This is a genomic window from Streptomyces orinoci, assembly GCF_003121295.1.
GTDB classification, from domain to species: domain Bacteria; phylum Actinomycetota; class Actinomycetes; order Streptomycetales; family Streptomycetaceae; genus Streptomyces; species Streptomyces orinoci.
On sequence record NZ_PHNC01000029.1, the window covers coordinates 786,802 to 807,905 of the forward strand.

Genomic DNA, 21,104 nt, shown 5'->3' on the forward strand with positions numbered 1-21,104 from the left:
GCTGCGATCGCCGTTGACGGGCGAGAGTTCCGCCCTGCCGGCCCTGGGCGCGAACTGGGCGGTGGCCGTGCAGTTCGCGGAGTTGAGGCCGTCGGCCCGGTAGACGGTGGTCTCCTTGGCACCGGCGGCGGCCGGTCCGTCGCGGGCGGTCAGGGTGGCGGGAGGACGATCGGGCCCAGGGCGGTGGTCTTACCCGACCCGGAGGAGCCCAGGAGGGCCATCACCTTGCCCGGCTCCACGTTGCGGTGCAGAGAGTCCGGCACCGCCTGGCTGCCGTGGGTGACGGCCGCCCCCTCGGAGCGGTGCCGGGCACCGGCTGCCCTCCGGGGTCCGTGCCAACTGAGCCGGCTTCTCGGGGAGTTCGGCGACCGGGGCCGTACCGGGTCGGCGCCCGGGGCGTGGCGGCGGCATGGGTGCCGGTGAGCACCCCGGCCGCCAGGCGGGGGCGTCACCCGGGAACCGCGATCCGCCGCACCCGTGCGCAGCGGTGCGGTGAGCGCCAGGCCGTCCCGGCCGAGTGCGGCCGGGATGGCGGCGCGGGCGAAGCCCCCGGCGCGCAGCCGCTCAGTGGCGGCGCGGGCAGCGGGCAGGCACCGGTGCGGAGTGGCCGTTCGCCGTCAGCCGCGTGCCCCACGCCGCACCCTCCGGGTGCAGTATGGGCGCCGGGTTCCGGCCAGCAGGGCGGCGCCGCCGGTGATCAGGGCGAAGCCCAGCGCGGCCAGGATGAGCAGCAGGCGGCCGCGGCCGGTGCTGGCGAGCTCGGGCAACGGCTCCTCGGCGGAGCCGGAGCCGGGGGTGGGGGTGGGGGTGGGGGTGTCGGCGGCCGGCCCGGGCCGGCGCTCGGGTGTCCGGGAGGCGGCCGGAGCCGGCTGCTCGGCGGGCGGCCCCACGGTGAAGGTGTAGTCGCCGGACTGCCCCACCCAGGCCCCGTCGGCGCCGCGCCGCTGCACCGCCGTCACATTGGCGGTGACCGGCCCTCGCGCGGCCTGGCCGGTGAAGCCCAGCCGCAGCGGCACCACCACGGCGCCATGGGCGGGGACGGTGAAGCCGGGGAAGCCGGTCCCGTCCAGCACTCCGACGTTCTCCGCCTCCTCGGTCCGCTCGAAGCGCACCGGGCGCCAGTGGGCGGTGCCCCGGTCGTAGAAGTCCAGTTGGATCTGGTCCGGGCGCAGGGCGCGGCCCTGGTCGGCGAGCACCGCGACCGGGTGGACGGCCCGGCACTCGGCACCGGTGGCATTGCGCAGCTCCAACTGCCAGGTGTGCGGCGCCTCTCCGGGCTCATAGGCGGCCGGGCCGCCGGCCAGCCGGGAGGCGATGGGGAACTCGGAGCGGCCCGGTTCACCGCACCCCGGCTGGGCGCCGGCGGGCGGCGGAGCTGCCGGGGCGAGCAGAAATGCGGCGGCGGTGGCCAGGGCGAGGAGCATGGGTCAGCCCTACCCGGCACGCGTGGCGGTCCCTCGACCGGCGGCGGTTTCCCGCCCGATGGGACCAGGCGGGATGGGCCGATCGGGGGTCAGCCCGGGCTCGCGGAACCGGGGATCGGATTGCCACCCGGCTCCCCTTCGGGGCTCCCCTCACCCCCGGCCGAACACCGGTGCGAGCACCAGCTCCGCGGCCCCCTCGGCCACCGTCCGGGCTCCGGAGGGGCTGAGTCCGACCGGGACCGACTCGCCCACCGCCGCGCGTACCCCCTCCAGATAGGCCCCCGGCTCCGCCAGCACCCGCTCGCCACCCAGCACCACCCGGTCGATGTCCAGCAACCGCACCAGATTGGCCGCGCCGACCCCCAGCAGCCGGGCCGCCTCCGCAGCATCCCGGGCACCCAGGCAGAGCGCCTCCAGGCAGCCTCGTCTCCCACAGCCGCATGGGGGCCCGTCAAGGCTCAGCACCTGGTGTCCGAACTCCCCCGCCCCCGTGCGCGGCCCCCGGTGCACCGCGCCGTCGAAGACCAGGCCGGCGCCGAGACCGGAGCCCAGGTGCAGATAGGCGAAGGAATCCGTCTGGCGCGGCCCGCGCAGCACCAGTCCCAGCGCGGCCGCGTTGGTGTCCTTGTCCACGACGACCGGCATGCCCAGGCGCCCGGCGAGTGCCTCGCGCAGCGGAAACCCCTCCCAGTGAGGGAAGCCGGTCACCGGGCCCAGCACCCCGGCCCGGTGGTCCAGCGGGCCCGGAGCGGCCACCCCCACGCCCAGGACCGACCGGCCGGGCGCCGCCAGCGCCGTCACCTCGGCGGTCACCGTGTCCAGCACCGTCCCGGAGTCCGCGCCGAAGGACAGCGGAAGGGTGCGTTCGGCGACCACCGCGCCGGTCAGATCCACCAGGGTGGTCCTCAGCACGGCACGGTCCAGATGCACCCCGACCGCATGGGCTCCCTCCGGGACCAGCCGCAGCACCGTGGCCGGCTTTCCGCCGGTGGAGGCGCGCCGCCCCGCCTCGGTGACCAGGCCGGCCTCCCGCAGCCGGGCGGTGATCTTGCTGACCGCCTGGGGGGTCAGCCGGGTACCCCGGGCCAGCTCCGCACGGCTGGCCCCGGCCTCACCGGCGTCCCGCAGCAGCCCCAGCACCACCTGGCCGTTGTGGTCCCGCAGGGCGGCCAGGTTGGCCCCATGCCCCTCTTCCGCGCCGGCGCGATTCCTCTTCACCCGCCCATTCTCAGCACCCCGCTTGCGCTTTTGCAACGCCGTTGTCAAAGTGGCTCCCATGGATGGCATGGACGACATGGACCGCACCGACCACACCGACCGCACCGCCGCCGAGGGCACCCCCGGCGCCCCGCTGCGCGTCGGGCTCATCGGCTATGGCGTAGCAGGCTCCTTCTTCCACGCCCCGCTGATCGCCGCCACCGAGGACCTGGTGCTGGACACGGTCGTCACCGCCAACCCCGAGCGGCAGCGGCAGGTGCTGGCCGAGCATCCCGGGGCCCGGACGGCGGAGGACGCCGAGGCGCTCTTCGCCCGCGCCGGGGAACTGGATCTGGTCGTCGTCGCCTCCCCCAACCGCACCCATGTACCGCTCGCCCGGCAGGCCCTGGAGTGCGGACTGCCGGTGGTCGTGGACAAGCCGCTGGCGGCGACGGCCGCCGAGGCCGAGCAGCTGGCCGTACTCGCCGACGCCCGGGGCCTGTTGCTCAGCCCCTTCCAGAACCGCCGCTGGGACGCGGACTTCCTCACCCTCCGCAGTCTGCTCGCCGAGGGCACCCTGGGCCGGGTGCAGCGCTTCGAGTCCCGCTTCGAGCGCTGGCGGCCGCACCCCAAGGGAGGGTGGCGCGAGTCCGGTGACCCCGCCGAACTGGGCGGCCTGCTCTATGACTTGGGCAGTCACCTGGTGGACCAGGCGCTCACCCTCTTCGGCCCGGTCAGCTCGGTGTACGCCGAGGCCGATATGCGCCGGCCGGGCGCCGAGGCGGACGACGACACCTTTGTCGCCCTCACCCACGCCAATGGCGTCCGCTCCCATCTCTGGATGAGCGCCACCACGGCCCAACTCGGCCCGCGCTTCCGGGTACTGGGCAGTGACGCGGGCTATGTGAAGTACGGCCTGGACCCACAGGAGGCCGCGCTCCGCGAGGGCCTTCGGCCGGGAGACGGCCCGCACGCCTGGGGCACCGAGCCCAGGTCGTCCTGGGGGCGGCTGGGCGCCGGGGAATCCCCGCTCACCGGCGGCGGGGAGCCGGTGCCGACGCTGCCGGGCGACTATCCCGCCTACTACTCGGCCATCGCCCGGGCGCTGCGCACGGATGGGCGGCCGCCGGTCACCGCACTGGAGGCCGCGGCGGCGCTGCGCGTTCTGGAGGCCGCCCGCATGTCCGCCGCGGAGGGGCGCGCCGTTTCCCTCGACTGAGCGAAGCGGCTCAACTCGCCGGGTACGCAGGGCTATTGCGGTGCGGGCCGCGCGGTCGCATTGCTCGCCGTTGCATTGCGGGTGATGCGTCATGTGCGGGTTGACTGTGGCTGGTCGCGCAGTTCCCCGCGCCCCTGAAGGGGCGCGCGGCGGAGCCGCGTATCGGACAGCCGCCCCGCGCCCCTCATGGGTCCCCCAGCACCTCCCGCAGCCGGGTGGTCACCCCCGTCTTCCAGCCGCCGCCCATGATGGAACGGGCCCGCTGCTGAAGGGGGTTGCCCGGGTCGAAGCCCTCGTGGGCGAGGGACAGCCGGGTGCCCTTGCGCTCCGGGGCCAGGGTCCAGGTGATGGTCCAGTCGGCGCCGCCGGCGGCCTCGGGGTCGGCGTCCCGCCAGCGGAGCTTGAGCATCCGCTCCTGCTCGAAGGCCAGGACCTCCGCCTGGATCACCCCGGAGAACCCGGTGGCGGGCATCGGCATGGCGCGCATGGTGTACCGGTGCCCCGCCGCCAGCCGGAAGTCGCCGGGCATCAGCCACCGGGCCAGCAGTTCCGGTTCGGTCAGGGCCCGCCAGACCTGGGCGGGCGGATACGGCAGGAACTCCTCCAGACGGACGGCCGTCAGGTCGTCAGCGCTCATGCGGGGGAGGACGAGGAGCGGTGCGGGATGAAGACCTTGCTGACGAACTCCGCCAGCTGGTCGTCGCTCACATTGCGGGCCAGGTCCGACTCGCTGATCAGACCGACCAGTTGACGGTTTTCATCGATCACCGGGAGCCGCTTGATCTGGTACTGCTCCATGACATCCAGCACGTCCCGGACATCCGCCCCGGCGTCGATCCATCGCACCTCGCCCCGCAGTTCGCCCGCGGTGACCCCGGAGACGTCGCGGCCCTCGGCGCAGCACTTGGTCACGATGTCGCGGTCGGTGATCATTCCCTTGAGCTTGTTGTCATCGCCGCAGATGGGCACGGCGCCCACATCCAGCTCGCGCATCATCCGGGCGGCATCCTGGAGCGTCTGGTGTTCGCCGACGCACTGCACCGGGTGGTGCATGATGTCGCGGGCCTTGAGGTTTTGGTTTCCAGCCATGATCGGCACGTCCTTTTGCTCGCAAATATCTGTGCCTGCCCTTCGATCACAACACGGAGTCCAGGGCCGCGCCACCGCGCGGGAGGGCCGTTCTCAGCCCGGCCTGGAGCGGTAGAGGACGGCCAGCGCGACGCCCGAACCCACCGCCACCAGTGCCGCCCCCAGCAGCATGTCGCTGCTCATCGGAGGGCCGCTGCGGGCCGGTTCATGGCCGTCACCGGCGACCGGGAGGGCGGAGACCGGGGCGACGGTGATGGGCTGCTGCGCCGCCCGGGCCAGCGGGTCCCCGGTCGGCCCGGCGGACCAGGGTACGTCCGCCTGCCCGCCGTTGCGGCCGTTGTCGGGCGCGGCCACCGGCCGGCCGGAACCGGGCACCATAAAGGCGAAGAGCAGCAGCGCGCCCAGCACCGTGGTCAGCGCGACCAGGGTCAGCGCGGTGAGGGCCGCCCTGGTGGTGGAGGGGATCTGACGGTGACGCCCAGGCGAGGGGTAGCGCATGAATGACGATAAGCACATAAGGCGGACAGGCGGTCGTCAGCACACGCGACGGGTCCCCCGAACGCACCCGGGAGCGGTCAGGCGTCCTTGAGCCGCTGCCGCTGCCGCCCCAGCCCATCGATCTCGATCTCCACCAGATCCCCGGCACGCAGATACGGCTTGGGGTCCGGACGCCCCAGGGCAACCCCGGCCGGGGTGCCGGTGTTGATCACATCGCCGGGGTACAGGGTCATAAACCGGCTGATATAGGCGACCAGTTGGCCCACCGGGAAGATCTGGTCGGCGGTGCTGCCGTCCTGCATCAGCCGGCCGTTTACCCAGGTCCGGATCCGCAGCGCCTGTGGGTCCGGGACCTCGTCGGCGGTCACCAGCCAGGGGCCCAGCGGATTGAAGGTCTCGCAGTTCTTGCCCTTGTCCCACTGCCCGCCGCGCTCCAACTGGAAGGCGCGCTCGGAGACATCGTTGGCCACGGTATAGCCGGCGACCGCCGCCAGGCCCTCCTCCTCGCTGCGGGCATGGCGCAGGGTACGGCCGATGACCACCGCCAGCTCCGCCTCCCAGTCGGTCCTGGTGCTCCCGCGCGGCACCAGCACGGTGTCCTCGGGGCCGGTGACAGTGTCCGGAGCCTTGAGGAAGAGGACCGGCTCCATGGGCATCCGGGCGCCGATCTCCCGGACATGGGAGCGGTAGTTGAGGCCCACGCACACGATCTTCCCGGGCCTCGCCAGGGGCGGGCCGGTCCGCAGGCCGCGGCCGTCCAGCTCGGTGAGCACCCGCGCCCCCGCCGCGGCCCGGACATAGGCCAGCGCGGCCTGGTCACCGAGGAAGGCACCATCGATATCGGAGATCACGGCGGACAGGTCGCGCAGCGTCCCGTCCTCCTCCAGCAGCGCCGGGCGTTCCGCCCCCGCCGGGCCGACACGCAGTAGCTTCATCGGTACAACTCCCCCTGGAACGCGGTCGGCTCCGACTGATCGTCCAAGATCGAACCGGACGCGGCAAGGGCCGTTTCGGTCTTCGGACGGCTACTTCCCGTCCGCCGGGACCGGCTTGACCTCCAGACACGCCCGTTCCACAGCGGACCACACGCTACTCGTCACCACATACAGCGCGGCGGCCAATGGCACCACGGCCACCGTGACCAGGGTGCCGAAGGACAGCCAGCGGCCGGCCTTGGCCACCGCGCCCGCACCGGGCGGAAGGTCCCCGGCGGAGGCGGGGACGGGGGGTGTGCGCCGGACGTTCCAGGTGGCCACCGCGGCCACCAGGAGGAACAGACCCAGATAGACCCCCCAGTGAGCGGCCGAGCAGTGGCCGTTCAGCGGGGCGCCCAGCAGGGTGTGGGTCAGCGGGCCGCCGGCACCGGAGCCGGTGGCGAACAGGTGGTACATCACATAGAAGGCGGGCAGCTGGGCCAGCGTGGGCAGGCAGCCGGCCAGCGGTGAGACGCCCGCCTCGGCGTAGACCTCGCCCAGCGCGCGCCGTAGCCGCTCCGGGTCCTTGCCGTGCCGGCGCCGCAACTCGGCGATCCGCGGCGCCAGCCCGGCTTTGGCCCGCTGCCCGCGGGCGGCGGAGCGGGCCAGGGGGTGCAGGGCCAGGCGTACACACAGGGTGAGCAGGACGATCGCGGCGGCGGTGGCGGAGGCGCCGAACAGCGGGCGCAGCAGCTCGGCCAGTTGGGAAAGCAGCGCGCCAAGTGTGGTGAAAAGGGACATGGTTGAGCCCTCCGGGGGTCTCGTTCAGCCGGAAGCAGCCAGAAGCAGACAAAACTGGTTTCGGCGTGACGAGCCGCGCGGGGCTCCGGGGAGCCGTTACGCGGCCGTCGGAACGAGACGGCCGGGAGCCCGGGGCCGTCGCCGGCCCCGTGCGTCGGGATCGCGCTGGGCGAGGAAGGCCGTGCGCAACTCCCGGTCCCTCAGGGCGGTGCGTATTCGGGTGGGCGTCAACGGCCCCGGGGAATGGGCGGATGCCAGCAGCACCGTGCACAGCAGCAGCGCCGCGGACACGGCGGCCGTGGCGGCCAGGGCCGCCACGGTGCTCAGCAATCCGCTCTCGGCGAGCAGCAGTTGGGCCAGCAGGAGGAGCAGCACGCGGACATGGGTGCGGAACAAGGTGTTCACCATGCCGCTCCTCCCCCGGGCCGGATTCCCGCGCACGTCCCCGCGTACGTTCTTCGATCGGTCGGTAACGATCCTAGACCGGGCCACTGACAACGGCCTCGGCCGGGCCGGGATCGCGGGCCAGCACCTCGGAGTCCGGCCGGTCGTCGGCCGGTTGCGGCCCCAGCCAGGACACCGCCAGGGCGACCAGGAGGTTCACCCCCAGCGCCAGCGCCCCCGCATTCACCCCCCACACCGGGTCGCGGCCGGTGAAGACCAGAAAGCAGACCAGCGCCCCGCCCGCCAGCAGCCCGCCGAGCGCACCCCAGAGCGTCAACTTCCGCCAGACCAGGCCCAGCAGGACCATCGGCACCAGCTGCGCCATGCCCTCATAGGAGATCAGCGACAGCCGCACCAGGGTGTCGGGCCGGGTGTAGGTGAGCACCAGGGCGAGCGTCCCGGCCGCCACCACCACCGCCTGCGCCGCCAGCCGCTGCCGCTCCGGGCTGCCGGCCAGCGCGGGGACGGCACCCAGCACGCTGCGTCCCCACATGGTGCCGATCACCAGCATGAACACCGCCATCGGCACAATCGAGGAGAGCGCCCCGGCCACTCCGACCACCCCCACCGCCCAGGCCGGCAGCGAGTCCACCACCAGCTTGAACAGCGCCAGATTGGAGCCCGCGCCGGTGAGCGAGGGGACGATGAACAGGGCCGCCATGCCCAGCAGCATGGGCACATAGAGCAGCACATTGTAGAAGGGCAGCGCGATGGCGTTGCGGCGCAGGGCGTTGGCGCTGCGGGCGCCCAGATAACCGGCCACCGTGGTGGGAAAGATGACCACGGTAAGGGAGTTGAGGAAGCTGGTGGTGATGAACCAGGTGCGTCCCAGCCCGCTGCCGCCGTGTCCGCTGAGCGTCAGCCACTGCGGCTTCTCGGCCGTCAGCCTGTGCAGAAAGGGACCGTAGCCGCCGAAGTAGTGCAGGGGTACATAGACCGCCAGAAAGCCCAGGGTTCCGATGACCAGTACGTCCTTGAGCACCGAGACCCAGGCGCTGCCGCGCAGACCGCTGATCACCACAAAGCCGGTGGTGACCGCGAAGCCGATGAAATAAGCCTGGTCGAGGCTGATGGCGCCATAGGAGATGGTGGAGACCACCACTCCCATGCCGGTGATCTGGAGCTGGATATAGGGCAGCAGGCAGATGGTGGCCAGCACCGCCACCAGGGCGCCCAGCCAGGGACGGCCATAGCGGTGGGCGACCATATCGGTGATGGACACCAGGCCGTGCCGGCGGGCGTACGACCAGAGGGTGGGGCCCACCAGATAGCCGATGGCATAGCCGCAGGAGAGATAGGCGACCACATAGAGCACCGGGGCACCGAAGTTGTAGCCCCAGCCGGCCGCGCCCAGATAGCTGAAGCTGGTGTAGCCCTCACCGGCCATCAGCACCCAGACAAAGACGGTGCCCAGGCTGCGGCCGCCCACCGACCACTCGGTGATGCCACCGCCCCGGCCATGGCCGCGGGCCGCCAGCAGCCCCAGGGCCACGGTCAGCAGCATAAAGACGCCGAAGACGGTGGTGGCGACGGTGGCGTTCACACCCGGCCCCGCTTCCGGTCGCTGCGGTAGAGCAGGAAGACCGCCGCCGGGGTGAGCAGGGTGGCCAGCAGCAGCCACCAGAAGAGGAAGGGCAGGCCCAGCGCGGTGGGGTGGATGCGGTCGGCCAGCGGCAGCGCCCCCAGGTAGAGCACATAGGGGACGAGCAGCCAGAGGACGGCGGGTCGTTTCTTCAGCGTCGTCAGCTTCAGCGTCTTCAGCACGTCTGCCGACCCTATGGGGTCGGCACTTGCCCGCGGGCCTCCGGCAAGGCCCCGCCGGGTCAGCCGCCGACCAGCCGGGAGGCCGTATAGATCAGCAGGCCCGCCAGGGCGCCCACCACCGTGCCATTGACCCGGATGAACTGGAGGTCACGGCCGATATGCGCCTCCACCTTGCGGGAGGTCTGCTCGGCATCCCAGCCGGCCACCGTCTCGGTGATCAGCGAGGTGATCTCGTCCTGATAGGTGGTCACCACATGGACGGCGGCGTCCTCCAGCCAGCCGTCCACCTTGGCCCGCAGCCGGTCGTCGGCGGTCATCCGGGCGCCCAGCGAGAGGATGGCGGCGCGGGCGCGCAGCCGCAGTTCGCTGCGCTCGTCCTCGGCGGCGGCCACCACCATGGCGCGGACCGAGTTCCAGGCGGAGGTGATCAGGTCCTGGACCTCGCCCCGGTCCAGGACCTCGGACTTCAGCCGCTCCACCCGGGCCCGGGTGTCCGGGTCGGACCGCAGGTCCCCGGCGAAGTCGGTGAGGAAGCGGTCCACCGCGCCGCGCGCCGGATGGTCCGGCATATCGCGCATCTCGGTGACAAAGCGCAGCAGTTCCCGGTAGACCCGCTCGCCGACCTTGCGGTCCACAAAGCGCGGGGTCCAGCCGGGCGCCCCGCCGGTGACCGCCTGCATCACCGAGTCGCCATGTGTCACCAGCCAGTCGTGGGCCCGTACACAGACCAGGTCCACCACCTTGCGGTGGCCGCCCTTGGTGACGATCTGCTCCAGGGCGGAGCCCAGGGCCGGGGCGATCTCCTGGGCGTTGGCGCGGCGGGTGATGGCCTCGCCGACCACCGCCCGTACATCCGAGTCGCGCAGCACGGTGAGCGCGCCGCGCAGGGCGGCGGCCAGTTCGGCGGTGACCCGGTCGGCGTGTTCCGGCCGGGCCAGCCAGGCGCCCAGCCGGGAGCCGATGCCCACCGCGCGCAGCCGGCGCCGCACCACCTCGCCGGAGAGGAAGTTCTCCCCGACGAACTCGCCCAGGCTCACGCCCAGTTGGTCCTTTTTGGTGGGGATGATCGCGGTATGCGGGATGGGCAGTCCCAGGGGCCGGCGGAACAGCGCGGTGACCGCGAACCAGTCGGCCAGCGCACCCACCATGCCCGCCTCGGCGGCGGCCGCCACAAAGCCGGCCCAGGCCCCGGCGCCCGCCGCCTGGGCCCATTTGGCCAGTGCGTAGACCAGGGCCACGGCCAGCAGCAGCCCGGTGGCGAAGGTCTTCATCCGGCGCACCCCGCGCCGGCGTTCCTCATCCGCGAGGGCGGAGGAGGTGAGTCCGGGCGGCGCCTTGGGCATCACTTCCTCGGCGTCCGGCGAATTCTCACCTTGCGACCGTTTCATCCACCTCACCCGTTCCGGCCGTCCTCTTCTGCATTGTCCCTACCGGACGACTCGGCAGACGGCCGTAGAGTTCCCGCCGGGTCCCGACGGGTCCCGCCGGCTGAAGAGCCCGCCGGGAAAGCTTGGTGGGATCATGGAACGGCGAGCAGCGCCGCTCTCGGTTCCGCCCGCCCCGCCGTACCAGGAGACTCGCATGACCAGGCCCCTGCCACGCGGCACCGCCTACACCCTGTCGGCCGCCCTGGCCGCGGTGCTGATACTGGTCTCCACCGCCGTGCTGCTGGGCGGCGCCCGGCAGCACGGCCGCTCCCGCGGTCCGGTGGACGAGACCGGGCAGTCCCCGGCGGGCGACTGGGTGGGCACCTGGGCGGCCGCGCCGGCCTTCGCCGAGCCCAACACCGCCCATGGCCTGCCGGGCTTCTCCATCCGGGATGTGGTGCACACCAGTGTGGGCGGCAGCGCGGCCCGGGTGGAGCTCTCCAATCTCTTCGGCAACCGGCCGCTGGCCATTGGCGACGCCTCACTGGCGGTGGCGGCCGGGCGCGGCGGTACGGCCGCGGCGGCGCCGGGGAGCATGCGCCGGCTGACCTTCGGCGGACAGCGCTCGGTGACCGTGCAGGCCGGCCGGTCCGTACTCAGCGACCCGGTGCCGCTGACCGTGCGTCCGGCCACGGACCTGCTGGTCAGCCTGTACTCCCCGGTGCCTTCCGGCCCGGTGACCCTGCATCCGCACGCCCGTCAGATCTCCTATCTGGCCCGGGGCGAGCACACCCTGGACGGCGGCGGCGCGGCCTACACCGGCCGGACCTCCTACTGGCGCTATGTCACCGGCGTCGATGTCTGGACGACCCAGGCACAGGGCACGCTGGTGGCCTTCGGCGACTCGCTCACCGACGGAGTGACCTCCACCCCGGGCGCCGACCACCGCTGGCCGGACTTCCTGGCGGACCGGCTGCGGCGGGAGCCGGGGGCGCCCCGCTATGGCGTGCTCAACGAGGGCATCAGCGGCAACCGGGTGCTGCTGGGCAACCGCGGCCGGACCCCGCAGAACAACCCCAGCGGGCTGGACCGGTTCGACCGGGACGTACTGCGGCGCACCGGAGTGCGGGTGGTGCTGGTGGATCTGGGCATCAATGACATCCTGCGGATGCCCCGGCAGCTGGACGCCCAGCGGATCGTGGCCGGGCTGCGCCAGCTGACCGCCCGGGCGCACCAGCGGGGCCTGCGGGTGCTCGGGGCGACACTGATGCCCTTCGGCGGGCACTGGGGGGTGGTCGCCGATCGGCAGGAGCCGGTACGGCTGGCGGTGAACGAACAGATCCGCTCCGGTGGCGTATTCGACGCGGTGGTGGACTTCGACCGGGCGCTGCGGGACCCCGCCGACCCCCAGCGGCTGCTGTCCGCCTATGACAGCGGAGACCATCTGCACCCCAATGACGCCGGGTACCGGGTGATGGCGCGGTCGGTGGACCTGGCCGCGCTGCGGACGGGGGTGGCGGGGTAGGCGCCCCATATCTTCGGTCGCGTGTCACGTGCGGGCCGTCTGGGGCTGGTCGCGCCCACGCGGCGGAGCCGCATATGAACCCGCCCCGCGCCCCTTACGGGGCGCTCCCGTACATACGGGCGATGACCTGCTCGATATCCGGCTCGCGCACCGAGAGATCAGCCAGCGGATAGCGCTCCGCCAGCGCCGCCACCAGGGGTGCCGCGCTCTGCCCGGCGGGGAAGGCCAGCCACTGCCGGGGGCCCTCCACCCGCACCGGACGGGCGCCCGGCAGGTCCTCGATGGGCGGGAACTCGCGCTCCAGGTCCACCACCAGCATCCGCTCGCTCTCGCCGACCGCGTGCAGCCCGGCCAGGGCGCCGTCGTAGACCAGCCGTCCCTGGTCGATCACCATCACCCGCTTGCAGAGCTGTTCGATGTCGGTGAGGTCATGGGTGGTCAGGAGCACGGTGGTGCCCTGCTCCGCATTGACCTTGCGCAGCACCTCGCGCACCTTGGCCTTGCTCACCACATCCAGCCCGATGGTGGGCTCGTCGAGGTAGAGCACATCCGGGTCGTGCAGCAGCGCGGCCGCGATGTCGCCCCGCATCCGCTGCCCCAGGGAGAGTTGGCGCACCGGCACCTCCAGCAGCCCGCCCAGGTCCAGGAGTTGGACGCAGCGCTCCAGATTGACGTGGTAACGGGCGTCAGGGATGCGGTACATACGGCGCACCAGGGCGAAGGAGTCGCCCAGCGGCAGGTCCCACCACAGGGTGGTGCGCTGCCCGAAGACCACTCCTATCCGGCGGGCCAGCCGGGTGCGTTCCCGCGACGGGTCGATGCCCGCCACCCGCAGCCGGCCGGAGCTGGGGGTGAGGATGCCGGTGAGCATCTTGACGGTGGTGGACTTTCCCGCCCCATTGGGGCCGATATAGCCGACCATCTCCCCGCGGGGCACGGTAAAGCTCAGTCCGTCCACCGCCCGCACCTCGCGCCGCTCCCGGCGCAGCAGGCCCGTCCGGCGGTGTACCTCGAACACCTTGCACACCTCGTGGAGTTCGATGAATGCCGCTTGGTCTTCCCGCACTCTCAGCTCCCCGTACTCCGGTAACTCCGCAGCCCCGCCCGCCAGATCAGCCCTGCGGCGGTCAGCGCGGCCACCGCCACCAGCGGACCGCAACAGGACACCCAGCCGGGCAGGCCCAGCGGGTCCTCGCGGCCCAGCAGACGTAGCGCCGGCAGCCAGTTGACAAAGGCCAGCGGGACCACAAAGGTCACTCCGCGCACCAGTTCCCGGGCGAACACGGTGGGCGGGTACTGCAGCAGGGTGCAGCCGCCGTAGGTGAAGGAGTTGGACACCTCGGAGGCTTCCGCCGCCCAGAACTGGAAGGCCGCCCCGGCGATGAACACCGCCGAGAAGATGGCCGCCCCGCTGATCACCATCACCACCGTGAACAGGGCTTTGCCGATGGTCCAGTTGACGTCCACCCGGCTGATCCCCCAGCCCAGCACCAGCAGCCCCTGGACGATCCGGCCCAGTCTGCGCGGTGCGAAGCGGTCCGCGGCGGCCTGGGCCAGCACCGGCACCGGGCGCAGCAGCAGGATGTCAAAGCTGCCGTCGCGCACCCGCTGTCCGATCCGGTCGGCATTGCCCAGCAGCAGATCGGCCAGTCCGAAGGAGGAGCAGGTGGCGCCGTAGAGCAGGGCGATCTCGGGGAGGCCGAAGCCGCCGAGCGCATGGATATGCGAGAACATCAGCAGGAGGGCGACGAAGTCCAGGCCGGTGACAAGGAAGTTGCCCAGGGTGTTGATGATGAAGGAGGTGCGGTAGACCATGGTGGCCCTGATCCACATGGCCACGATCAGGCCATAGCCCCGCAGTCCGGACGCCCAGCGCTCAACCACCCTGCACCACCACCTTTGTGGTGGCCCGCGCCTGGGTCAGCCGCCCCAGGCCCAGCAGCGCCACCGCCCAGCCCGCCTGGAAGGCCAGCGCCCCGGCCAGTGACCATCCGGTGTGCCGGCCCAGCAGGACATCCAGCGGGACCTGGAGCACCGAGGCCCAGGGCAGCATCCGGACGATCTCCCCGAAGACGCCGGGGAAAAGGGTGAGCGGCAGCAGCATCCCGGAACAGAACACCCCCAGCAGCATGCTGATCACATTGACCCCGGAGCCGTCCAGCAGCCAGAAGGCGCACAGCGCCACCAGATAGCGCAGCGCAAAGCTCACCAGCAGGCCCATAAAGACCGCCAGCAGAAAGGACAGCCAGCGCAACGGCGCGGCGGGCAGGTCGAGTTGGAAGCAGAGCGCCCCGGCGGCCAGCGGCACCACGCCCCGGCCCAGCAGCTGGAAGGCGGCCCGCCCCAGATCGGCGGACAGCCACCACAGTTGGAGGTCGGCCGGACGGTAGAGGTCGATGGCGATGTCCCCGGTGCGGATGCGCTCCTGGAGCTCGGTCTCGAAACCCCCGCCCAGCAGCGCCGCGGTGGCCAGCAGCGCCTGGCTGACCCAGACAAAGGTCAGCGCCTGCGCCTGGTCGTAACCGCCCAGGCGGGGGCGCTCGGCCCAGAGGGCGGTGAAGGTGTAGGCGAGGATGAACCCGAAGACCGTATTGGTGAACACCCCGGCCGCGGTGGCCATCCGGTAGGTGGCGTACCGCCGGAAGCCGCTCACCGCGACGGCGGCGTACAGCCGCATCCCGCGCCCCCCGCTCTCGTTGAACTTTGTTAGTCCGCCGAGTTGGTCAGCCGACTGGTCGGGCCGAACCCGAAGCGCAGGAGCATAGCCGTAGGCGTCCGTCCCGGTACAGGCAATTTTCTCACCCCGAGGGGTGGTGGACCTGACCCGAAAGGGGTCACCGTGCTGCCAAAGGTGCGCCGCACCCTCAGCCGGAACCCGCGGTGCGACAGTGTTTCGCGGGCGTACGGCACGGCTTCGACACCCGCCGCCGAGGAGTCCCAGGAGACATGAGCGACGAGCAGTCACCGCAGCGTCCGCAGGGCTGGGCGCCCAAGGATGCCCATGGCCGCAAGCGCACCGGCTGGCGTCGGCTGCTGCCCACCTGGCGGCTGGTGCTGGGTGGCTTTCTGCTGGTCGTACTGCTGATCGCGGGCGGTCTGATCGCCGGTTACATGCTGGTGGACATCCCGCCGGCCAATAAGGCGGCCACCGCCGAGAGCAATGTCTTCCTCTACGCCGACGGCACCCAGCTGGCCCGGGACGGCGAGGTCAACCGGGAGAGCGTGCCGCTGAGCAAGGTGCCCAAGGACGTCCAGCACGCGGTGCTGGCCGCCGAGGACCGGGACTTCTACTCCGAGTCGGCGGTCAACCCCGAGGCCATGGTGCGGGCGGCCTGGAACACGGTGACCGGCAAGGGCAAGCAGTCCGGCTCCACCATCACCCAGCAGTACGTCAAGAACTATTACCTGGGCCAGGAACAGACCATCAGCCGCAAGGTGAAGGAGTTCTTCATCGCCATCAAGCTGGACCGGGAGTCCAGCAAGGACGACATCCTCGAGGGCTATCTCAACACCAGCTATTTCGGCCGCAATGCCTATGGCATCCAGGCCGCCGCCCAGGCGTACTACGGCAAGGACTCCGACAAGCTGGACCTGGCCCAGGGCGCCTATCTGGCCACCCTGCTCAACGCCCCCAGCGCCTATGACGTGGGCGCGCACCCGGAGAACAAGGGCCGGGCGACGGCGCGTTGGAACTATGTGCTGGACGGCATGGTCAAGAAGAAGTGGCTGAGCGCCGCGGACCGGGCCCGGATCACCTTCCCGCTGCCGGGCAAGGCCCGGGCCCGCAACGGGATGTCGGGACAGCGGGGTTACCTGGTGGAGGCGGTCAAGGACTACCTCACCAGCAACAAGCTCATCGATGAGACCACGCTGGCGGCCGGCGGCTACCGCATCACCACCACCATCGACCGCAAGAAGCAGGACGCCTTCGTCAAGGCCGTCAAGGCCCAGCTGATGGACGAGTTGAGCGACTCCCGCAAGGTGGACTCCTATGTACGCGCCGGGGGCGCCTCCATCGACCCCACGACCGGCAAGGTGGTCGCCCTCTACGGCGGCATCGACTACACCCGGCAGTACGTCAACAACGCCACCCGGCGCGATTACCAAGTGGGCTCCACCTTCAAGCCATTTGTCTTTACCGCGGCGGTGCAGAACGACGCCACCACCCAGCAGGGCCGCACCATCACCCCCAACACCATCTACGACGGCACCAACAAGCGGCCGGTGCAGGGGCCGGACGGTCCGGTGGGCTATGCGCCCGCCAATGAGGACGACAAGAGCTACGGTCCGATGACCGTCACCAAGGCCACCGACCTCTCGGTCAACGCGGTCTATGCGCAGATGGCCGAGGACGTGGGCCCGGGGAAGGTGAAGAGCACCGCCCTGGCGCTGGGTCTCCCGGCCCGTACGCCGGATCTGACGGCCACCCCCTCGATCGCGCTGGGGCCCGCCACGGCCAGTGTGCTGGATATGTGCCAGGCCTACGCCACCCTGGCCAACCATGGCCGGCACGGCCCGTACAGCCTGGTGGAGAAGGCCAGCAAGGGCGGCGAGGAGGTCCAGCTGCCGGACCGCAACGACCGGCGGCAGGCGGTGAGCCGGGAGGCCGCGGACACCACCACCTCCATCCTGCAGAGCGTGGTGGACAACCCGGGCGGCACCGGGGCGGCGGCCCGCGCCTCGGGCCGCCCCTCGGCGGGCAAGACCGGTACCGCGGAGGAGGACAAGGCGGCCTGGTTCGCCGGCTACACCCCCGACCTGGCCACCGTGGTGGCGGTGATGGGGCAGGACTCCGACACCGGCGAGCAGAAGTCGCTCTACGGGGCCACCGGGCTGCCCCGGATCAACGGGGGCGGCTACCCGGCGCAGATCTGGGCCGCGTACACCGCCGACGCGCTGGCGGGCACCGAGCCCACCGACTTCGACCTGGAGCTGCAGAACGGGGCGGGCACCCCGCCGCCGGAGGCGCCGGCCTCCTCGGCGCCGCCGGCCAGCAGCAGCGCCCCGCCGGTCACCTCGGCGCCGCCCGAGCTGCCGCCGACCACCACCCCGCCCCGGCGGCCCACCCTGCCGCCCGGACCGCCGACGCCCAGCGGGCCGCCGTCGGGGCCGATCATCAGCCTCCCGCCGTACGGCGGCCGGGAGGGGCGGCAGGGCGACCACTCCTCGCACGATCTGCTGGGATACGACTACTGATACGGCTACTGAGCCGAGGTCAGTTTGAGGCCGACCACGGAGACCAGCAGCAGGACCACGAAGAACACCCGCCACCCGGACACCGGTTCGCCCAGCAGCAGCATGCCCAGCACCGCCGCACCGGCCGCGCCGATGCCCACCCAGACGCCATAGGCGGTGCCCACCGGCAGCGTCCGGGCGGCCCTGGCCAGCAGCAGCATGCTGGCGGCGATGCCCAGCAGGGTGAACACGCTGGGCCACAGCCGGGTGAAGCCCTCGGTGTACTTCATGCCGACCGACCAGCCGACCTCCAGCAGGCCGGCGATGACGAGCAGGATCCATGCCATGACGGCACCTCCACAAGGAATCGACCTCAGGGGTGCGTCGTCTTGTCCTGACCCGGTACGGCGCGTCTCGTCGGGATGACCCAGGCTACCGCTACAGGTAAAGGCCCGTGGAGTCCTCCGAGCCCTCCAGCCGCTCGGCGGCCACCGCGTGCAGGTCCCGCTCACGCATCAGCACATAGGCCACGCCGCGGACCTCCACCTCGGCCCGGTCCTCCGGGTCGTAGAGCACCCGGTCACCGGGCTCCACGGTGCGTACGCTCTGTCCGACCGCCACGACCTCGGCCCAGGCCAGGCGCCGGCCCACCGCGGCCGTCGCCGGAATGACGATGCCGCCGGTGGACCGGCGCTCGCCCTCGGGAATGTCGGTCCGGACCAGCACACGGTCGTGGAGCATCCGGATGGGCAGCTTGTCGTGGGTCGTGTTGGTACTCACGCCACGACGGTACCTGCCCGCGGGCCGGTCCGGAGCCGGAGGTAGGGATCCGGTGATACGGATCCCATGAACCGCCGGGCTAGGAACGGCGGCGGCGGGCGACGGTGAGCAGGCCCACCACGCCCACGGCCAGCATGGCCGCCGGAATGATCCGCTCCAGGCGCGGCACCCCCTCGTCGGTGACGAACTGGGCACGTACCTCCGCGGCGATCCGGCCGGCCGTCGCACAGGCCCGGCCGGCGGTCTGGTCCACCTTCGAGGTCACCTTGGCCTTGGCGTCCCCGATGATCGTGCTCGGGTGCAGCCGCACACCGATCTCGTCGAGCGTCACGGCGAGCTCACCGCGCCTGCGGGCGATGTCCGCCTCGATCTGCGCAGGGGTCCTGGCTTCCGGCACCGCGCTGCCTTTCGTCGTCGCAATAAGTGTGATGAAGAGTGATGACCACAGTCTGTCAGCTCCCGGGGCCCGGCGCCCCATGGCATCCCGGTACCGGCGGAGCGCATACGCTCGGGGGCCTGGCACGCAATCGACACAGCCCCTAGGAGAGCCATGAGCGAGCGACTGAGTCCCGGCGACACCGCCCCCGACTTCTCTCTCCCGGACGCGGACGGCGCGCAGGTCTCGCTCGCCGGCTTCCGGGGCCGCAAGGTGATCGTCTACTTCTACCCGGCCGCCCTCACCCCGGGCTGCACCAAGCAGGCCTGCGACTTCACCGACAACCTGGACCTGCTGGCCGGGCACGGCTACGAGGTCATCGGCATCTCCCCGGACAAGCCGGAGAAGCTGGCGAAGTTCCGGGAGAAGGAGGACCTCAAGGTCACCCTGCTCGCCGACCCGGAGAAGAAGGTGCTGGAGGCCTATGGCGCCTTCGGCGAGAAGAAGCTCTACGGCAAGACCGTGACCGGCGTCATCCGCTCCACGGTGATCGTGGACGAGGACGGCAGGGTCGAGCGGGCCCTCTACAACGTCAAGGCCACCGGCCATGTCGCCAAGCTCATCAAGGACCTGGGGCTCTGAGCTCCCCGGACTGATCCCCGGGCTCCGGTCCGTCCACGGCCTCCGGCAGGTCCAGGACGGCCTGGGCACCGCCGCCCGGCGCGGTCCCGAAGGCCAGCCGGGCGCCCAGCACCGCCGCCTGCCCCACCGCGATGGTCAGGCCCAGGCCATGGCCGGTGCCGCGCTCCGGGGCGGCGGTGCGGAACCGGCGCGGCCCCTGGCTCACCAGGTCCGGCGGATAGCCGGAGCCATGGTCGCGCACGGTGATCCGGGTGCCCTCGACCGTCACCTCGATCGGCGGCTTACCGTGCTTGGCCGAGTTGGCCAGGATGTTCACCAGGATCCGCTCCACCCGGCGGGCGTCGGTGGCCACGATCCGGCCCTCGCCGACCACCTCGACCGCCACATCGTCCACCCCGCGCTGGCCGCGGGCCCGTTTGACGATGCCGTGCACCAGCGAGGGCAGTTCCACCGGGTCCAGCTGGGCGCTCTCCACCCCGGCGTCCAGCCGGGACACCTCCAGCAGGTCCTCCACCAGGCCGCGCAGGGTCTGCGCCCGCTCCTGCACCATCTCCACCGCCCTTGGATGCGGCAGCAGTTCGGCCGAGGCCACCAGGCCGGCCACCGGGGTGCGCAGCTCATGCGCCACATCCGCGGTGAACTCGCGCTCGGCCTCCACCCGGGCGGCCAGCGAGGCGGCCATGGCGTGCACCGAGCGCTCCAGTTCGGCCACCTCGTCCCGGCCCCGGCCCCGGCCGCCGGGCGCACCGGCTTCCGGAGTGCCACCGTCCGCTATCCGGCGGGCCGAGGCGGCGCTGTCCCGCAGCCGCCGGGACAGCCCCTGGGCGACAAACCAGGCCACCACCGCCATCAGTCCCACGGTGGCGGCACCGGCCACCACCAGGGCCCGGTCCAGCGCCTTCTGCAGCGGATCGCGCTTGGGGAAGGAGGTGGAGACCGACAGCACCCGGTCGCCCACCCGGGTCGCCGCCCATACCCGGGGGTCCTCGCCGCCGCTGATATAGGTCCGCGGCCCCTTGGCCACCGCCTTGGCCAGCGGGGCGGGCAGCGCGGCGTCCAGCTGGGCGCCCAGCACCAGCTGCCCGTCCCGCCGGTAGATCTGCAGTGCCGAGCTGAGCTGTTCGTCCTGCTGGGACATCGCCTTGCGGTCCCGCTCCAGGCCGGAGATGTGATGCACCGCCACCCCCAGCAGCACTACGGCCAGGGCGGTTACGGAAGAGATCGCCAGGGCGATCCGGCCACGGATACCCATCACGCGATCGAGTAGGTCTCCGTCTGCTTGCCGACGGGGGTCATACCGGTGTAGCGGACCTCCAGGGAGGTGAAGGCCGGGCGGCCGTCCACGATCCGGGGGGCGAGCAGGGTGAAACGGGCGGGGAAGGAGGTACGGGCGGTGCCGCCGGCGCCGCCGGTGACCTGGACCACTCCGGTGCCCTCGGCCTGGTCCCGGCCGTACTGGTCCCAGTGGATATCGCTGGCCACCGTGCCGGAGTTGGCGCAGGTCAGCGTGATGATCTTGGGTTCCGGAACCGGCTCCCCGAAGCCGCAGTCCCGCACTCCCGGCAGCTCACCCGCCGCCCCGCCGGCGCTGCCGGCGTCCGCCGCGCGGTCGCCCTCCTCACGCTGTGCCGCCGCGGTCTTGGGCGCCTCGGACACCGTCCGCGAACGGTCCGCGGCCCGGCCCGCCCAGACGCCGCCCAGCGCCAGCACCGTGACCACCGCGAAAACCACCAGGGCGGATCTCCTGCTGACCCGGCTGGGGGCGGCGCGGTCGGTCATGGGGGCGTCCTCGGTACGCGGAGGGAATCCGGCCGGTTTTCGGCCTTCGGTGTGAGGGACGGCCAAAACGGCCGGCGCGTTCCGTTCGGGCGGTATGAGCTTCGCCGGGC

At 72.0% G+C, this 21,104-nt stretch carries 24 protein-coding genes and 1 riboswitch; of the genes, 4 read left to right on the plus strand and 20 right to left on the minus strand.

Translation table 11 applies throughout. The features are described 5' to 3' along the window. Positions 1-149 precede the first annotated feature (149 nt). The 3 genes from CV755_RS34240 to CV755_RS18365 all read right to left on the minus strand — a co-directional run bounded on the left by CV755_RS34240 (position 150) and on the right by CV755_RS18365 (position 2,642). Positions 150-263 (minus strand): ATP-binding cassette domain-containing protein, encoded by a 114-nt coding sequence (locus CV755_RS34240; RefSeq protein WP_153068695.1) that lies wholly within the window; start codon positions 261-263, stop codon positions 150-152. A gap of 354 nt (positions 264-617) precedes the next feature. Further along, entirely contained in the window at positions 618-1,424 is an 807-nt protein-coding gene (locus tag CV755_RS18360) for a hypothetical protein (RefSeq protein WP_109281299.1), read from the minus strand. A gap of 150 nt (positions 1,425-1,574) precedes the next feature. After that, positions 1,575-2,642 carry an ROK family transcriptional regulator gene (locus tag CV755_RS18365; RefSeq protein ID WP_241561273.1) on the minus strand — a complete coding sequence of 356 codons (1,068 nt, stop codon included), beginning with the start codon at positions 2,640-2,642 and terminating at the stop codon, positions 1,575-1,577. A 76-nt stretch (positions 2,643-2,718) separates the two neighbouring features. Here CV755_RS18365 and CV755_RS18370 point away from each other — a divergent pair, with 76 nt between their 5' ends. Next, on the plus strand, positions 2,719-3,840 hold the full coding sequence (locus CV755_RS18370) for a Gfo/Idh/MocA family protein (RefSeq protein ID WP_109281954.1): 1,122 nt from the start codon (positions 2,719-2,721) through the stop codon (positions 3,838-3,840). Between the two features lie 184 nt (positions 3,841-4,024). Here CV755_RS18370 and CV755_RS18375 read toward each other — a convergent pair whose 3' ends face one another. From CV755_RS18375 to CV755_RS18415, 9 genes are all read right to left on the minus strand, one after another. Beyond that, positions 4,025-4,477, minus strand: a complete 453-nt coding sequence (locus CV755_RS18375; protein WP_109281301.1) for an SRPBCC family protein — start codon at positions 4,475-4,477, stop codon at positions 4,025-4,027. Then, the gene (locus CV755_RS18380; RefSeq protein WP_109281302.1) at positions 4,474-4,929 is read right to left on the minus strand and encodes a CBS domain-containing protein; all 456 of its coding nucleotides are present in this window, start codon (positions 4,927-4,929) and stop codon (positions 4,474-4,476) included. The genes CV755_RS18375 and CV755_RS18380 overlap by 4 nt, the downstream gene beginning before the upstream one ends. 93 nt (positions 4,930-5,022) lie before the next feature. Beyond that, positions 5,023-5,427 carry a hypothetical protein gene (locus CV755_RS18385; RefSeq protein WP_109281303.1) on the minus strand — a complete coding sequence of 135 codons (405 nt, stop codon included), beginning with the start codon at positions 5,425-5,427 and terminating at the stop codon, positions 5,023-5,025. A 77-nt stretch (positions 5,428-5,504) separates the two neighbouring features. Beyond that, the gene (locus CV755_RS18390; RefSeq protein WP_109281304.1) at positions 5,505-6,362 is read right to left on the minus strand and encodes a fumarylacetoacetate hydrolase family protein; all 858 of its coding nucleotides are present in this window, start codon (positions 6,360-6,362) and stop codon (positions 5,505-5,507) included. Between the two features lie 90 nt (positions 6,363-6,452). Beyond that, entirely contained in the window at positions 6,453-7,142 is a 690-nt protein-coding gene (locus CV755_RS18395) for a YidC/Oxa1 family membrane protein insertase (RefSeq protein WP_109281305.1), read from the minus strand. Between the two features lie 96 nt (positions 7,143-7,238). Next, positions 7,239-7,550, minus strand: a complete 312-nt coding sequence (locus CV755_RS18400) for a DUF6412 domain-containing protein (protein ID WP_109281306.1) — start codon at positions 7,548-7,550, stop codon at positions 7,239-7,241. Between the two features lie 70 nt (positions 7,551-7,620). Next, positions 7,621-9,129 carry a sodium:solute symporter family protein gene (locus tag CV755_RS18405; RefSeq protein ID WP_109281307.1) on the minus strand — a complete coding sequence of 503 codons (1,509 nt, stop codon included), beginning with the start codon at positions 9,127-9,129 and terminating at the stop codon, positions 7,621-7,623. Continuing rightward, positions 9,126-9,350, minus strand: coding sequence for a DUF3311 domain-containing protein (locus tag CV755_RS18410; RefSeq protein ID WP_241561274.1), 225 nt, complete (start codon positions 9,348-9,350; stop codon positions 9,126-9,128). The genes CV755_RS18405 and CV755_RS18410 overlap by 4 nt, the downstream gene beginning before the upstream one ends. 59 nt (positions 9,351-9,409) lie before the next feature. Further along, on the minus strand, positions 9,410-10,693 hold the full coding sequence (locus CV755_RS18415; protein WP_241561339.1) for a DUF445 domain-containing protein: 1,284 nt from the start codon (positions 10,691-10,693) through the stop codon (positions 9,410-9,412). 238 nt (positions 10,694-10,931) lie between these two features. Here CV755_RS18415 and CV755_RS18420 point away from each other — a divergent pair, with 238 nt between their 5' ends. Continuing rightward, positions 10,932-12,242 (plus strand): SGNH/GDSL hydrolase family protein, encoded by a 1,311-nt coding sequence (locus CV755_RS18420; RefSeq protein ID WP_109281309.1) that lies wholly within the window; start codon positions 10,932-10,934, stop codon positions 12,240-12,242. Positions 12,243-12,336: 94 nt separating this feature from the next. On the opposite strand, the gene CV755_RS18425 is transcribed toward CV755_RS18420, so the two are convergent. The 3 genes from CV755_RS18425 to CV755_RS18435 are packed head-to-tail and all read right to left on the minus strand — an operon-like array spanning position 12,337 to position 14,919. Continuing rightward, positions 12,337-13,308, minus strand: coding sequence for an ABC transporter ATP-binding protein (locus CV755_RS18425; RefSeq protein WP_161968717.1), 972 nt, complete (start codon positions 13,306-13,308; stop codon positions 12,337-12,339). A 2-nt stretch (positions 13,309-13,310) separates the two neighbouring features. Beyond that, positions 13,311-14,075: an ABC transporter permease gene (locus CV755_RS18430; protein WP_109281957.1), complete on the minus strand. Its 765-nt coding sequence runs from the start codon at positions 14,073-14,075 to the stop codon at positions 13,311-13,313. 43 nt (positions 14,076-14,118) lie between these two features. Then, positions 14,119-14,919: an ABC transporter permease gene (locus CV755_RS18435; RefSeq protein ID WP_109281310.1), complete on the minus strand. Its 801-nt coding sequence runs from the start codon at positions 14,917-14,919 to the stop codon at positions 14,119-14,121. A 269-nt stretch (positions 14,920-15,188) separates the two neighbouring features. Here CV755_RS18435 and CV755_RS18440 point away from each other — a divergent pair, with 269 nt between their 5' ends. Next, complete coding sequence (locus CV755_RS18440; protein ID WP_109281311.1) at positions 15,189-17,438, plus strand: transglycosylase domain-containing protein; 2,250 nt, start codon at positions 15,189-15,191, stop codon at positions 17,436-17,438. Positions 17,439-17,443: 5 nt separating this feature from the next. On the opposite strand, the gene CV755_RS18445 is transcribed toward CV755_RS18440, so the two are convergent. The 3 genes from CV755_RS18445 to CV755_RS18455 all read right to left on the minus strand — a co-directional run bounded on the left by CV755_RS18445 (position 17,444) and on the right by CV755_RS18455 (position 18,594). Then, the gene (locus CV755_RS18445; protein WP_109281312.1) at positions 17,444-17,764 is read right to left on the minus strand and encodes a DMT family transporter; all 321 of its coding nucleotides are present in this window, start codon (positions 17,762-17,764) and stop codon (positions 17,444-17,446) included. 31 nt (positions 17,765-17,795) lie between these two features. Next, a riboswitch (guanidine-III (ykkC-III) riboswitch) is annotated at positions 17,796-17,855 on the minus strand. Beyond that, positions 17,856-18,158: a GroES family chaperonin gene (locus CV755_RS18450; RefSeq protein WP_048831771.1), complete on the minus strand. Its 303-nt coding sequence runs from the start codon at positions 18,156-18,158 to the stop codon at positions 17,856-17,858. A gap of 118 nt (positions 18,159-18,276) precedes the next feature. After that, on the minus strand, positions 18,277-18,594 hold the full coding sequence (locus CV755_RS18455) for a DUF3618 domain-containing protein (protein ID WP_109281313.1): 318 nt from the start codon (positions 18,592-18,594) through the stop codon (positions 18,277-18,279). Positions 18,595-18,747: 153 nt separating this feature from the next. Here CV755_RS18455 and bcp point away from each other — a divergent pair, with 153 nt between their 5' ends. Continuing rightward, on the plus strand, positions 18,748-19,215 hold the full coding sequence (gene bcp / locus CV755_RS18460; RefSeq protein ID WP_109281314.1) for a thioredoxin-dependent thiol peroxidase: 468 nt from the start codon (positions 18,748-18,750) through the stop codon (positions 19,213-19,215). Here the strand turns inward: bcp and CV755_RS18465 are convergent. Then, positions 19,196-20,467, minus strand: coding sequence for a sensor histidine kinase (locus CV755_RS18465; RefSeq protein WP_109281315.1), 1,272 nt, complete (start codon positions 20,465-20,467; stop codon positions 19,196-19,198). The two genes, bcp and CV755_RS18465, sit on opposite strands and share 20 nt — an antisense overlap. After that, complete coding sequence (locus CV755_RS18470) at positions 20,467-20,994, minus strand: hypothetical protein (protein WP_109281316.1); 528 nt, start codon at positions 20,992-20,994, stop codon at positions 20,467-20,469. Before CV755_RS18470 ends, CV755_RS18465 begins: the two co-directional genes overlap by 1 nt. Positions 20,995-21,104 lie beyond the last annotated feature (110 nt).

What these genes read in the sequence shown, in the direction of transcription:
- CV755_RS18430 (WP_109281957.1), bottom strand. Translation starts at nt 14,075, where the DNA reads ATGTGGATCAGGGCCACCATGGTCTACCGCACCTCCTTCATCATCAAC.
- CV755_RS18380 (WP_109281302.1), bottom strand. Translation starts at nt 4,929, where the DNA reads ATGGCTGGAAACCAAAACCTCAAGGCCCGCGACATCATGCACCACCCG.
- CV755_RS18415 (WP_241561339.1), bottom strand. Translation starts at nt 10,693, where the DNA reads ATGCCCAAGGCGCCGCCCGGACTCACCTCCTCCGCCCTCGCGGATGAG.
- CV755_RS18385 (WP_109281303.1), bottom strand. Translation starts at nt 5,427, where the DNA reads ATGCGCTACCCCTCGCCTGGGCGTCACCGTCAGATCCCCTCCACCACC.
- CV755_RS18400 (WP_109281306.1), bottom strand. Translation starts at nt 7,550, where the DNA reads ATGGTGAACACCTTGTTCCGCACCCATGTCCGCGTGCTGCTCCTCCTG.
- CV755_RS18370 (WP_109281954.1), top strand. Translation starts at nt 2,719, where the DNA reads ATGGACCGCACCGACCACACCGACCGCACCGCCGCCGAGGGCACCCCC.
- CV755_RS18440 (WP_109281311.1), top strand. Translation starts at nt 15,189, where the DNA reads ATGAGCGACGAGCAGTCACCGCAGCGTCCGCAGGGCTGGGCGCCCAAG.
- CV755_RS18390 (WP_109281304.1), bottom strand. Translation starts at nt 6,362, where the DNA reads ATGAAGCTACTGCGTGTCGGCCCGGCGGGGGCGGAACGCCCGGCGCTG.
- CV755_RS18450 (WP_048831771.1), bottom strand. Translation starts at nt 18,158, where the DNA reads ATGCTCCACGACCGTGTGCTGGTCCGGACCGACATTCCCGAGGGCGAG.
- CV755_RS18465 (WP_109281315.1), bottom strand. Translation starts at nt 20,467, where the DNA reads ATGGGTATCCGTGGCCGGATCGCCCTGGCGATCTCTTCCGTAACCGCC.
- CV755_RS18375 (WP_109281301.1), bottom strand. Translation starts at nt 4,477, where the DNA reads ATGAGCGCTGACGACCTGACGGCCGTCCGTCTGGAGGAGTTCCTGCCG.
- CV755_RS18445 (WP_109281312.1), bottom strand. Translation starts at nt 17,764, where the DNA reads ATGGCATGGATCCTGCTCGTCATCGCCGGCCTGCTGGAGGTCGGCTGG.
- bcp (WP_109281314.1), top strand. Translation starts at nt 18,748, where the DNA reads ATGAGCGAGCGACTGAGTCCCGGCGACACCGCCCCCGACTTCTCTCTC.
- CV755_RS18360 (WP_109281299.1), bottom strand. Translation starts at nt 1,424, where the DNA reads ATGCTCCTCGCCCTGGCCACCGCCGCCGCATTTCTGCTCGCCCCGGCA.
- CV755_RS18420 (WP_109281309.1), top strand. Translation starts at nt 10,932, where the DNA reads ATGACCAGGCCCCTGCCACGCGGCACCGCCTACACCCTGTCGGCCGCC.
- CV755_RS18395 (WP_109281305.1), bottom strand. Translation starts at nt 7,142, where the DNA reads ATGTCCCTTTTCACCACACTTGGCGCGCTGCTTTCCCAACTGGCCGAG.
- CV755_RS18435 (WP_109281310.1), bottom strand. Translation starts at nt 14,919, where the DNA reads ATGCGGCTGTACGCCGCCGTCGCGGTGAGCGGCTTCCGGCGGTACGCC.
- CV755_RS18470 (WP_109281316.1), bottom strand. Translation starts at nt 20,994, where the DNA reads ATGACCGACCGCGCCGCCCCCAGCCGGGTCAGCAGGAGATCCGCCCTG.